Origin of the sequence: Phyllobacterium sp. YR531 (genome assembly GCF_000282595.1) — a bacterium.
Taxonomy (GTDB): domain Bacteria; phylum Pseudomonadota; class Alphaproteobacteria; order Rhizobiales; family Rhizobiaceae; genus Phyllobacterium.
This window is the reverse complement of sequence record NZ_AKIZ01000014.1, coordinates 264,930-276,935: the sequence shown is the minus strand read 5'-3', so window position 1 is coordinate 276,935 and position 12,006 is coordinate 264,930. Positions and strand designations below refer to the sequence as shown.

At 53.6% G+C, this 12,006-nt stretch carries 16 protein-coding genes and 2 tRNA genes; 5 read left to right on the top strand and 13 right to left on the bottom strand.

Going from position 1 to position 12,006, the window contains the following annotated elements; translation table 11 throughout:
- Positions 1-103: 103 nt before the first annotated feature.
- Complete coding sequence (locus PMI41_RS05845; protein WP_008122744.1) at positions 104-1,402, bottom strand: amidase; 1,299 nt, start codon at positions 1,400-1,402, stop codon at positions 104-106.
- A gap of 180 nt (positions 1,403-1,582) precedes the next feature.
- On the opposite strand from PMI41_RS05845, the gene PMI41_RS24575 reads away from it, so the two are divergent.
- Entirely contained in the window at positions 1,583-1,726 is a 144-nt protein-coding gene (locus PMI41_RS24575) for a DUF1127 domain-containing protein (protein ID WP_008122743.1), read from the top strand.
- A gap of 71 nt (positions 1,727-1,797) precedes the next feature.
- Here PMI41_RS24575 and PMI41_RS05835 read toward each other — a convergent pair whose 3' ends face one another.
- Positions 1,798-2,112: a hypothetical protein gene (locus tag PMI41_RS05835; RefSeq protein ID WP_008122742.1), complete on the bottom strand. Its 315-nt coding sequence runs from the start codon at positions 2,110-2,112 to the stop codon at positions 1,798-1,800.
- A gap of 183 nt (positions 2,113-2,295) precedes the next feature.
- On the opposite strand from PMI41_RS05835, the gene PMI41_RS05830 reads away from it, so the two are divergent.
- Entirely contained in the window at positions 2,296-3,021 is a 726-nt protein-coding gene (locus PMI41_RS05830) for a glycosyltransferase family 25 protein (RefSeq protein WP_008122741.1), read from the top strand.
- 2 nt (positions 3,022-3,023) lie between these two features.
- Positions 3,024-3,725 (top strand): polysaccharide deacetylase family protein, encoded by a 702-nt coding sequence (locus PMI41_RS05825; RefSeq protein ID WP_040853836.1) that lies wholly within the window; start codon positions 3,024-3,026, stop codon positions 3,723-3,725.
- A gap of 15 nt (positions 3,726-3,740) precedes the next feature.
- Here the strand turns inward: PMI41_RS05825 and PMI41_RS05820 are convergent, their stop codons facing one another.
- Entirely contained in the window at positions 3,741-4,445 is a 705-nt protein-coding gene (locus tag PMI41_RS05820) for a hypothetical protein (RefSeq protein ID WP_008122739.1), read from the bottom strand.
- 180 nt (positions 4,446-4,625) lie between these two features.
- Positions 4,626-4,701, bottom strand: a tRNA-Phe gene (locus tag PMI41_RS05815).
- 184 nt (positions 4,702-4,885) lie between these two features.
- Between PMI41_RS05815 and PMI41_RS05810 the strand changes: the two genes are divergently transcribed.
- Positions 4,886-5,971, top strand: a complete 1,086-nt coding sequence (locus tag PMI41_RS05810) for a Gfo/Idh/MocA family oxidoreductase (protein WP_008122736.1) — start codon at positions 4,886-4,888, stop codon at positions 5,969-5,971.
- 7 nt (positions 5,972-5,978) lie between these two features.
- On the opposite strand, the gene yacG is transcribed toward PMI41_RS05810, so the two are convergent.
- The 9 genes from yacG to PMI41_RS05765 all read right to left on the bottom strand — a co-directional run bounded on the left by yacG (position 5,979) and on the right by PMI41_RS05765 (position 11,734).
- Positions 5,979-6,167: a DNA gyrase inhibitor YacG gene (gene yacG / locus PMI41_RS05805; RefSeq protein ID WP_040853834.1), complete on the bottom strand. Its 189-nt coding sequence runs from the start codon at positions 6,165-6,167 to the stop codon at positions 5,979-5,981.
- A 34-nt stretch (positions 6,168-6,201) separates the two neighbouring features.
- On the bottom strand, positions 6,202-6,828 hold the full coding sequence (locus PMI41_RS05800) for a Maf-like protein (protein WP_008122733.1): 627 nt from the start codon (positions 6,826-6,828) through the stop codon (positions 6,202-6,204).
- A gap of 33 nt (positions 6,829-6,861) precedes the next feature.
- The gene (infA, locus tag PMI41_RS05795) at positions 6,862-7,080 is read right to left on the bottom strand and encodes a translation initiation factor IF-1 (protein WP_008122731.1); all 219 of its coding nucleotides are present in this window, start codon (positions 7,078-7,080) and stop codon (positions 6,862-6,864) included.
- 127 nt (positions 7,081-7,207) lie between these two features.
- Positions 7,208-7,717: a low molecular weight phosphatase family protein gene (locus PMI41_RS05790; RefSeq protein ID WP_008122730.1), complete on the bottom strand. Its 510-nt coding sequence runs from the start codon at positions 7,715-7,717 to the stop codon at positions 7,208-7,210.
- A complete protein-coding gene (locus PMI41_RS05785) occupies positions 7,693-8,166 on the bottom strand; it encodes a UPF0262 family protein (RefSeq protein WP_008122729.1) in 474 nt (157 codons plus the stop codon). Before PMI41_RS05785 ends, PMI41_RS05790 begins: the two co-directional genes overlap by 25 nt.
- A gap of 7 nt (positions 8,167-8,173) precedes the next feature.
- Complete coding sequence (gene hisD, locus PMI41_RS05780; protein WP_008122728.1) at positions 8,174-9,466, bottom strand: histidinol dehydrogenase; 1,293 nt, start codon at positions 9,464-9,466, stop codon at positions 8,174-8,176.
- Positions 9,467-9,477: 11 nt separating this feature from the next.
- Entirely contained in the window at positions 9,478-9,915 is a 438-nt protein-coding gene (locus PMI41_RS05775) for a DUF2948 family protein (protein WP_008122727.1), read from the bottom strand.
- Positions 9,916-10,044: 129 nt separating this feature from the next.
- On the bottom strand, positions 10,045-11,334 hold the full coding sequence (gene murA, locus PMI41_RS05770) for a UDP-N-acetylglucosamine 1-carboxyvinyltransferase (protein ID WP_008122726.1): 1,290 nt from the start codon (positions 11,332-11,334) through the stop codon (positions 10,045-10,047).
- 211 nt (positions 11,335-11,545) lie between these two features.
- Positions 11,546-11,734 (bottom strand): hypothetical protein, encoded by a 189-nt coding sequence (locus PMI41_RS05765; RefSeq protein ID WP_008122725.1) that lies wholly within the window; start codon positions 11,732-11,734, stop codon positions 11,546-11,548.
- Positions 11,735-11,888: 154 nt separating this feature from the next.
- On the opposite strand from PMI41_RS05765, the gene PMI41_RS05760 reads away from it, so the two are divergent.
- Positions 11,889-11,963 (top strand) — tRNA-Thr (locus PMI41_RS05760).
- Positions 11,964-12,006 lie beyond the last annotated feature (43 nt).

The window sequence follows — 12,006 nt, the reverse complement described above, 5'->3', positions numbered from 1 at the left end:
GGAGAGGCCTTCCCTAAAGACATTGGATGCGCATCCTGACGAGATTGCCGAAAATTGCGAGCGATATTTCCGTCAGTTTCGATATTGCCGCGCAGTAAAACCATCACTTTAAAATACGTTCTACAGATAGCGCCATGGCAAGAAGACGCCTGTCGGTTCCATGCTGTGCCATGAGCATTAACCCGGCTGGCAATACGAGATTTGGCATAGGCAGGCTTATAGCCGTCAGATCAAACTGGTTGGCGACCTGCGTATTGCGAAGAAGCAGAGATTCTGTGTCCCGGTAAAAGTTTTCATCTTCGACAGCGACAATGGAAGGTGCGACGATCGGAACGGTTGGCAGCACCAGAAAATCATAGGCCTTGATACGCTTATCCATTTCTCGCACCAGCGACTGGCGCTTTATCATCAGGTCTATGTAGTCACTTTCCGATACTTCAAGTCTTCGCAGAAGTGGCCGTTGCACACGCTGGTCAACATCCAACGTATCATCCCGCAGCCATGCGGCGTGGATTCTGCTTGCTTCAATCCCTGCAATCGAACCCACGGATGTTGCCCGCGCCAGAGCTGCAATCAAATCATCTATTGAGCAGTCTGCAAGGATTGCCCCTGCTTTCTCAAAAGCCTGCAAACTCGAACTAAAGGCCTTTTCGACCTCTGGCTCCGTATTCTTGAACAACACTCCACGCGGAACACCTATACGCAGACCCGACAGGGAAATCGCGTCGAGAGGACGCGGATGTTCGCCAGCCAGAACCGAATCGGTGAAGGCACAATCTGAGACATTGCGTGCCAAAGGCCCAACCGAATCCAGACTGGGTGAGAGCGGAAGCGCGCCCTGCAAGGGAACGCGCTTGGCGGTCGGCTTGAAGCCAACAACACCATTCAACGCTGCGGGGATACGGATGGACCCGCCCGTATCCGATCCTATCGAAATTTCGCTCGTTCCTTCGGCAACCGATATTCCAGCCCCTATGGACGAACCACCAGCAATGCGTAGAGAATCAACGGCGTTGCCCGCAACCGGATGATGCGGGTTCAAACCAACGGCCGTGAAAGCAAACTCTGTCATCAGCGTTTTGCCAATAATGACCGCGCCTGCTGCACGCAGACGTTGAACCATAAGGGCATCCTCGCTAGCGGCTTCCGCTGTTTTGCGGATGATTGAGCCCGCCAATGTGGTCTCGCCGGCGACATCAAACAGGTCCTTGATAGAGACAATTCGCCCATCGAGCGGCCCAAGGCTTTGGTTCTTTTGCAGACGCACATCGGAAGCCTCGCCTTCCCGGCGTGCAGTGTGGTCATACACCTGTGTAAAGACCCGCTCGTCATCTTCGCGCTCCGCCAGACGCGCAAGAATGTGCTCAAGCCTTTGCCGGGCTGACGGGTTGGGTTTTGACAAGAGAATATCCCGCTGGTGTTGCAGTTGCACCTTCTATAGCGCGAAGACATTTGCGATTAAAGCCCGATGCTTGCCATGCAGACAGTGCAATGGTGCATTGCAACATTCGCAGTTTTAAATCGATATTATTTCAAGCAAGCTTTGTTGCAGGGAGGGCCAACAATAAAAGGGGTAAGAGCCATGAGCCTTCGCAATCGCATTCAGAAATACCGCCAATATCGCCAGAACCTCCACGAGCTGCGTCTTTGCAGCGATCGCAACCTTGCTGACCTTGGAATTTCTCGCGCAGATATCCGCCAGATCGCCTGGTCGGCCTGCAACTGATCAGTCAGTTTCAACAAAACGCCATGAGTTTCGCTCCGGCGTTTTTTCGTGCACATGAACGGTTAATCGCCTTACATTTGGGTACGCTGCACCACAATAGCGATGAAAAGCGCTATTGATGGGACAGTGTTTATAAATAAACCCAGAACTGCCAGCAAACGCCAGCGCTCTTTCCTGACAAACGATCCTATGGCGAGCGCCGTACCGGCGATGCCTGACCCGACAAGGGCAATAACGATCCCCCCAATGAGAGCGAGACCATCAGCTGTGCCGGCAAACAGCAAAGCCGCCAAGGCACCGGCAACTGGAGACAGAAGCGACGCTATTGCCAAGCCGGGCGCTGCCTTCCTGCTCTCTGTCGCAGATGAAGATACCGGGTTATTCAACAAAATCCCTCGAAGCATTGGCAGTGGTCGATGTACCATATGAAGCCCGTCTATATAGCCGCATTGCAGACAATTGCCATACATGAGCGACGCGCCCATACCATCGCATTGCACGCGGCTTCCCAAAACGGTACTAACAGCTTGGCTCCATCGTAGTCTCAGAACCCAGCTTCGAGTGAATCAGTGATCAAAGCGTTCATCATTCATCTATCCAGATCACAAGACAGGCAATTGCAGGTTGATCTGCTCAGGCAAACCCTGCCAGTCCCGACAGATGTGATCGATGCTGTCGATGCCCGCAACCTGACTGAGGATGACATTCGTCGCGTCTATAAACGTGCACTGCATGTTCCGCGATATCCTTTTGACCTCAATATACGTGAAGTGGCCTGTTTTCTCTCACACCGAAAGGCATGGCAGGCCATTGTTGATCAGAAACTCGACGCGGGGCTGGTGCTGGAGGATGATGTCGCCCTGACGCCTGACTTTGCCAAAGCTTACGCGGCAGCGGCTGAGTTCGTCCGGCCAGGTGATTTTATCCGTTTTCCATTCCGCCCGCACCGGGAGCAGGGGCCAGAGGTTTTCACAGCCGACAATGCCCGCATCCTGAAAGCCGAACCGGTCGGATTGGGCATGGTCATGCAACTTGTCAGCCATGATGCGGCAAAGAAATTGCTGACCGCTACCGAAACATTTGACCGCCCGGTGGACACCACCCTGCAAATGAACTGGATAACCGGGCTTTCACCACTTGCTGTCGTGCCTGGGGGTGTAAAGGAAGTTTCATCGCAACTTGGCGGGAGTACGATCCAGCAACCAAAGCCTTTGCTTGAAAAACTGAAGCGCGAAATATTGCGGCCGGTTTATCGTATGCAGGTTGCGGCCTATTCCCGGCGCAAGGGGAGCTGATCTTGCCTGTACCGATTTTTCTCTACCATCAGATCTCTACGCCTCCGGCCTACAAGACGCCATTTCGAAGCATGATCGTCAGCCCTGAATCGTTCAGGCGTCAGATGGGCTGGCTCAAGCGGCTTGGCTATCAGGGGCTCTCCCTGCGCGAATGCATGCCTTATATTACCGGCCAAAAAGCCGGGAAAGTCGCGGCAATCACCTTCGATGATGGATTTGTAAATGTCTATCAGAATGCCATGCCAGTCCTACGTGAATTCGGCTTCACCGCAACGAATTTCTTCGTCAGCAACCAGATCGGCGGATCGAATGAATGGGATCGGCCTCTCGGGGTATTACCAGCCGCCTGCATGGATGCTGATCAAATCAGGCAATGGCTTTCCGCTGGGCACGAAGTTGGCGCCCATACAATGGACCATGTCCATTTGAGTGAACTTCCTGAGGAGCAGGCGTTTGAACAGCTTCTGTCTTGCAAAGAAAAACTGGAGGCAATCACCGGAGAAGTGGTTGATTCATTTGCCTATCCCTATGGCGATCAAAACGACAAGGTTCGGGAACTGGTGCGGAAGGCCGGCTATGGAGTGGCCGGCGGCACCGACCGGCGGCGCGCGGCGGGAAGTGATGATTTGATGAATCTTCCACGGCTGACAGTCCGCCGCGACGATACCTCGCTTCATTTTATCGCGAAGTGTTTGCTGCGCTGAACCTGACTGATACGGTTACCCTTTCCAGAGAGGCAGACCTGTCGATTTCGCTACTTCGGGGTCTGCCGTGTAAACGGGCTGGCCATCGCGCAGAAGTGCCACCAGTACATCATGGTCTGTCTGGCTATGCTGCCGTCCCAGATTGAGATCGTTATAGATATGTCCCTGGGAAGCCGGATTGATACCGGTGATGATGACGGCCCGCGCACCGCTGGCGAGTGCATAAAGCACGGCTGTCACACCATTTGAGAATCTGGTTTCCAGATCATCCTCAGTATTGAGATAACCCATGATGCGCTTGAACAGCGCCATGCGTTGCAGCCTGTTTACGATATGCAGGTGACTATAGGTGTAATTGAACGCGGCTAACCCGTCTTCGAGTTCCTTGCGGCTCTGAGTCCAGCGCATCACATAAAGATGCCCTGTCGATTGACCTTTCAGGGCTTTCCTCACGGCAATAGCGTTGTCGTTGGTGCCATAGACCTGCCGGTACTGCAGAAAAGTCACATCGGGTGCATCAATTCCCCAGGCAGATGTCACAGACTGCGACCCGTTGATTGTGAGGACATGATAGTTCGCTTGATAGCCTTCAGGCAGATGGGAAACCGGCGCTGAGCCGACGACCAGGACAGGATTCTGAAATGGCGAAGGGTAATGCGGCGGCTTGGGCCGGAGCGTATAATAGCCGACACGGCGCAGCAGTGATTTGTAAGCTTTCAATTCTTAATCCCGATGCAATGACACGAGATGTTCATAGGCCATTTGCAAGGCTGTGAATATCCTTCTCCGATATATGTTTGAACGGGATTATACTGATGGTTGCCGGCGGCCAAACAACAAAAGATTGCATGAGCAAATTAGCCGGCTGTTCTCTTGAACTATGTTCTTGTGGGAAAGAAGTGGTGCCCAGACGCGGATTCGAACCACGGACACGCGGATTTTCAATCCGCTGCTCTACCAACTGAGCTATCTGGGCACTTTTGGCTGCCAGAGCGGCAGTCCATTCCGACGTGTTGGTTTTCGTTGGAAGCGGGTGGGTTATAACACTAAAAATCCTGCTGTCCAGCATCAACTAACGAATTTTTCGCCGTTTTTCTGCCGCTTGCAAAGGGCAAAGATAGATGCCTTCTTGATGGGGATACAGACAGGATTCGTTTTATATGATTGATACGGGGGATAAAGCCGCCAAAGCAAAGTCTTTTGGCTGGGGAATCATTGGCAGTGGACAAATAGCCGGACAATTTGCCGCTGATCTGGCGTTGGCGGCCGGGGCGGTACTTGTTGCCAACTATTCACGAACAGCAGACAACGCCAAGCGATTTCAGGAAAATTTCGGCAGCAAGCGCGCCTATTCTGATTTGGATACTTTCATAGCCGATCCTGAAATCGATGCAGTGTATATTGCAACACCCAACTCCATACATCTGGCACAGACGCTCAAGGCCATCCGGTCCGGCAAGGCAATTCTCACCGAGAAGCCACTTGCGCCCTCTCACACCGAAGCGTCTGTCATCGAGCGGGAGGCAACCCGTGCGGATGTATTTGCCATGGAAGCAATGTGGTCGAGATTCCTCCCGGCAATTACGGCCGCAAAAGCCAAGGTGGATGCCGGAGAGATCGGGGCAATTCGTAAAATCACCGCCGAACTGGCCCATCAGCGCACTTATGATCCCAAAAGCCGCCTGTTCAGCCGATCCTTGGGCGGTGGTGCCAGCCTGGACCTCGGCGTCTATTGCGTTTCCCTGGCAATGTTTTTTCTCGGCCAGCCACAGAAGGTCTCGGGACTATGGCATGCGGCTCCCAACGGTGTCGACATGAGCTCCGAGATCATCCTGCATTATGATCATGCTCAGGCTGAACTTTCCTGCGGTTTCGACCGCGATGGGATCAACCACTTCATCATTGAGGGCACGACCGGCTCGATTCGTCTATCTGCTCCTTTCTTTAAGGCAAACGAACTGACACTCTACAAGGGCTTTGCACAGCAATCCCTTTTCAGCCCCCTCACCGGCCCACGCGGGATTTTGGGCAGGTTACTTGATCGGCTGCCCGTCCCCGGGCGCACAGTTGAAGAACACGATTTTGAAGGCAATGGCCTGCAATTCGAGGCCATTGCAGTGATGGAGGCGATGCGTCAGGGCAAAACAGGGTCAACCGTCATGCCGATTGCAGACAGCATCAGTGTTCTGCGCGCTATCAATATTGTGCTGGCACAGCCAGCCAGTCAGCGCATCATCAAATTATAATTGGTGGCTACATGTCTTCTTCGCCGTCGCTGTCTTCCGCGCTTTCCACGGCAGGCAGGACATAGGCACCGGTCAACCAGCGGTTAAGATCAACATTGCGGCAACGCGACGAGCAGAACGGGTAATGCTCACGCTGGGATGGTCGTTTGCATTCCGGGCAAGGGCGTGTCGGCCGCAGGGGCGTAACATTCGCCATACTGTTTTTGTCGTCAGTCAATATCGCAGTCCGTTTAGTGGGCAGAAGCCTGCCAATTGGCATAGACCGGAAACCCTTCGCCCTGCAAAAGGTTCAAGGTCTCGTAAAGGGGCAGACCAACAACATTGCTATAGGAGCCAACCAGCTTGACCACAAAGCTATCGGCAAGCCCCTGGATCGCATAGCCACCAGCCTTGCCGCGCCATTCGCCGGAAGCAAGATAGCTCTCAATCTCTTCGCGCGAAAGACGCTTGAAGCGAACGCGCGTCTCGATCAGGTCCTGACGCAGCTTTCCGCCCGGCGTTACCAAGCAAAGTCCGGTATACACCCTGTGTGAACGTCCAGAGAGCAGTCGCAAACAGGACGTTGCATCGTCAAGTATTTCTGCTTTCGGAAGAATACGCCTCCCAACGGCGACAACCGTGTCGGCGCTGAGAATATAGGCTTTGCCAAGTTCAGCGTTTCCATTCAATTCCGCAGCAACCTTCTCTGCCTTCAGGCGTGAAAGCCGGCGCGCCAGAGAACGCGGATGTTCCGCACGCAGCGGCGTTTCATCCACATCGGCAGGCAGCAGACTATCCGGTTCAATGCCGATCTGCCCGAGCAGCGACAGGCGGCGCGGTGAACCGGAAGCTAGAACGAATTTGGGCTGATCGCTCATAAAGAGAATTCCTGCGGACAGGCTGAGGGTCGTTTACTTGAAACGATAGGTGATACGACCCTTGGTCAGGTCATATGGGGTCATTTCGACAAGAACCTTGTCGCCGGCAAGAACGCGAATGCGGTTCTTGCGCATACGTCCAGCCGTGTGAGCAATGATTTCATGATCGTTTTCGAGCTTTACCCGAAACATCGCGTTGGGCAACAGCTCCGTCACGAGGCCAGGAAACTCCAGTACTTCTTCTTTCGCCATGCGTAGTTCTATCTCCAGAAATTGAATTTGCGGCCGTGTTCGACCGCAATTTTGCGCGGAACCTATAGTATTGCGCAGCATTTGTGAACAAGGGAGTTCGATCCAATTGTGCGGACGCACAAGAGTATCAAGTCAATGGACCGAAACGATCCTCAATATGTTGTTTCAGATGATCGCGAACGTCGCGATAGGCACCCAGAATCTGGTCCCTGCGACCGCGCACCAGTGTCGGGTCGGGCGTAGGCCAATATTCTACATGAACTGACGTCGTTCGCGTCAGTTCTAACGCCATGTGGTGAGCCTTGGGCGATAACGTAATAATAAGGTCGAAATAATCATCCTCAAGTTCCTTGAAGGTACGCGGGCTTGCCGAAAGCCTTTTCAGCCCGATCTCATCAAGAACAGCGTCAACAAATGGATCGAGTTCACCTTTTTCGACACCAGCAGACGCAACATAAACCTTTGACGGCAATATATTTCGTGCCAGTGCCTCTGCCATGGGCGAGCGAATGGAATTCATTCCGCATATGAACAGAACTGCGCCCGGAATCCTCGGTTTGTCCCCTACCGTTTCGTCGGGCAGGTGATCAGGCAAACCGGGTACTGGTGCGCCTACCCCCGCCAATGCAGCACACATACCAATGTAAAAAGCCGCCGGGCAGTATCGAAATCGACCTCTATCTTGCCGCCGAGCCGATCCATCAGGGCTTGTGAGCCCTCATTATGCAAACCCCTCCGGCCCATATCGATGGCCTCGATTTTGCTCGGACTAGAGGCGCGAATGGCATCATAATAGCTTTCGCAGATGAGGAAGTAGTCCTTGATGACCTTGCGCAGAGGCGTAAGCGAGAGAATGTGGGTGACAACATCATCGCCACTTTCCCGCGAAATCGCAAAAATCAGGCGCGATTCAACAAGAGAAATCTTGAGTTTGTAAGGTCCGGCCCCCTCATCGCTGACCGGACGGAAACTATTTTCTTCAATCAGATCGAAAATCGCGACTGCGCGCTCATGCTCGACGTCAGGTGTCGAACGGCCGATCGTGTCGTCCAGTTCCACATCTATCAATCTAGAGCTTGCCGTCATCAGAATCCTAAAGGTTCAAGCGGATTGCGACCGAATTGCCATGCGCATCAAGTCCCTCTGCGCGAGCCAGTTCAATCGCAGCGGGTCCCAAAGCACGGAGTTGCTCGACACCCAGTCTCAGAATGGAGGTTCGTTTGACATAGTCAAGCACCGAAAGTCCTGAAGAGAATCGTGCCGATCGTGCGGTCGGCAAAACATGGTTAGAACCGCCGACATAATCGCCAATAACTTCCGGCGTATAACGGCCAATGAAGATCGCGCCTGCATTGCGGACACCGTCCAGCAGCACCTCCGCATCGGCAGATGCAATTTCAAGATGTTCCGGTGCAATGCGATTAACCAGTGGCAAAGCCGACTGCAAATCATTGACAAGAATGACGGCGCCGTAGTCCCGCCAGCTTTCGCTTGCAGTCTTGCCACGCGGCAATGTCTTGAGTTGATGCTCCACGGCGGCCGTGACAGCCGTTCCGAACGCTTCGTCATCCGTGATGAGAATGGATTGGGCAGCACTATCGTGCTCGGCCTGCGCCAGAAGATCAGCAGCAATCCAATCAGGATTATTGTCAGCATCGGCCAAAATCAGTACTTCTGATGGACCGGCAATCATATCGATGCCTACGGTGCCGAATACACGGCGCTTTGCAGCGGCCACATATGCATTGCCGGGACCGACGATCTTGGCGACTGGCGCGATGGTTTCAGTTCCATAGGCCAGTGCCGCGATAGCCTGTGCACCGCCAACACGATAAATCTCAGAGACACCAGCCAACCGTGCAGCTACCAGAACCAGAGGATTGAGATTGCCCTCCGGCGATGGAACCACCATGACGATACGCTCGACACCAGCTACCTTCGCCGGGACTGCATTCATCAGCACAGAACTTGGATAGCTCGCCGTGCCGCCAGGTACATAGAGCCCGACGGAATCGATCGCGGTCCAGCGCGAACCCAATTCAACGCCGAGTGCATCGGTATAGCGATCATCTTTCGGCATCTGCCGCGCATGGTGCGAATGGATGCGATCCCTCGCCAGCGTCAGCGCTTCAACCGTTTTCGGATTAGCGGAGGCCATGGCCATATCAATTTCAGCCGCTGTGACAGCAATGCCATGGTGTGAAAGATCGATACGGTCAAACTGCTTTGAATAGTCGATAAGCGCCGCGTCACCGTTTGCACGCACATTTTTAATGATGGCTTCGACCACGCGATCCACATCTTCCGACACTTCACGCTTGGTAGAAAGAAATGCTGAAAACTTATTCTCAAAATCAGGGTCGGCCTGTTTAAGCACCGATGTCATACTTAAATTCCTTAATCTTCATGTTCCGGACGTGATTGTGTTTCCCAGGCAGGACCCAGATCAGCCATCTGCGCCTCAATGGCTTCGACTTCCAGACGCAGGGCTTTATTGGCTGCAAACACCAGCTCAATAGTGCCGGATGGGGCATCGGAAACGATAAAACGGATTGCCAGAATGGAAAGAATATCGTCCTTGTAATGGCGATCGATACCCGTAGCTTTAGCACTTGATACCTGGCCAAAATGCAGTGCCGTACGGCGGCGCTCGAAACTGCGATGTCGCTTGCCATCGTCAGCCTGTTCCCAGACAAACCGGTTGACACCAAGCACCAGCTTCTTTTCCGCTGCCAGATAGTCGATATCACCGACCTTCAACACGGAATCCTGCAGGTGTGCAGATAGAATTTGCAGATCTTCCTCATCAAGGGCGATGAGTTTGAGAGTATCCATGTCGACCCTTTTCCTCACATTGTAGGATCAGGGTTTCCATTCGAAGACCCCGCTCTCCTCCCTGTTAGAGGAAAGCGAGGGCAAATGGAATTATGCATCACGCATAATCGACCGGGAAATTCAGAACTCTCAATCGCTGATGCGTTCGACCACCGCACCGCAACGGGTCAGCTTTTCTTCGAGCCGCTCGAAACCACGGTCCAGATGATAAACGCGGTTTACCGTCGTTTCGCCTTCTGCCGCGAGACCGGCAATGACGAGGGAGACCGAAGCGCGCAGGTCAGTTGCCATGACCGGCGCACCGCGCAGGCGCTCAACACCTTCGATCTTTGCGGTCTGGCCAGACAGGGAAATCTTTGCGCCAAGACGCGCCAGTTCCTGCACATGCATGAAGCGGTTTTCGAAAATAGTCTCTGTGATATGCGATGTACCCTTGGCTTTGGTCATCAAGCCCATGAACTGGGCTTGAAGATCTGTCGGGAAGCCGGGGAATGGCTGCGTTGTAACATCGACCGGCATGATGCCATGACCGTTGCGCACGATACGCAGACCGGAATTGGTTTCCGAGATTTCCGCACCGGCCTGACCAAGCGTTGCTAGAGCAGCGGTCAACAGGCTGGCATCAGCGCCTTCCAGAATGACGTCGCCGCCTGTCATGGCAACTGCCATGGCGTAAGTGCCGGTCTCGATACGATCCGGAATAACACGCACGCGCGCACCGGAGAGGCTGGTTACGCCTTCAATTGTTATCGTCGCAGTGCCCGCACCGCTGACCTTCGCGCCCATGGCATTAAGGCAATCGGCCAAGTTGACGACTTCTGGTTCCTGAGCGGCGTTCTCAATGATTGTTTCGCCCTTGGCCAAGGTTGCGGCCATCATCAGGACGTGTGTTGCACCAACGGAAACCTTTGGGAATACATAACGTGCGCCGACAAGCCCCCCCTTTGCACTGGCTTTGACATAGCCATTTTCGATCTCGATATCGGCACCGAGCGCCCGCAGACCATCAATGAACAAATCCACAGGGCGCGTACCGATGGCGCATCCGCCCGGCAAAGACACTGTTGCAACGCCCATGCGGGCAAGCAGGGGGCCAATGACCCAGAAACTGGCGCGCATCTTGGAGACCAGCTCGTAAGGGGCAACCGTATCGACAATGTTGCGGGCTGTGAAATGGATAGTGCGTGAGTAAGCACCATCCTGACGTTCACGGCGGCCATTGACTGAGTAATCAACACCGTGATTGCCAAGGATACGAATAAGCTGCTCGACATCCGCCAGATGCGGCACATTCTCAAGCGTTAATGTATCGTCAGTCAAAAGAGAGGCGATCATCAACGGCAGGGCCGCGTTCTTGGCACCCGAGATAGGAATTACGCCATTGAGCTTGTTACCGCCAACAATCTTGATGCGATCCATAATCTGTCACTTTCGCGGGGAATATACCCGTCCTGTCGTTAAGGCCCTTTGCAGAGCGGGTTGATGTAAACCATCACGTGTTCTGGTTCAAGAAAGGCTTTCGCCTGCTGTGCATAACACCAAATGCGATTCGCCTTGGCGATTTACTATCTTCTCAAATGCAACTGCGTCGTTTCTGCGTCAAAACAACTACAGACAAGATTGATGCACTTTATTCTTCAGCAGCTGAATGCGGCTCGCCGACCGCAGCCTTCAATCCTTCCTCGCGATCATCAGCATCGCCGGAACGCCGTGATCTCGACTGCTGTTTACGCCGCGCGAGATTTGCACGTAGCTGTTCGGAGCGGCGCTTTTCACGCTCTTCCTGTTCCCGGCTGGGATTTTTTGGCAAAGAAGGCATTGGTTTTGTCCGGTATTTTTACCAGCGTACCAGTGATTTCCCGGCGACTGGCCTGTGTTTTTTGATCTCATTGGACATTTTACCCAAGAGATTACGATTGCTTGCTTGCGATTTCAGCAATGATATGCCAGAAGTCCGCCGCGTTCGCAAATCGGCTGCGGTAGCTCAGTGGTAGAGCACTCCATTGGTAATGGAGAGGTCGAGAGTTCAATCCTCTCTCGCAGCACCAGTTCCTGACAATCCGGAATAATCCCGAGTCTCGCCCGTTTTGC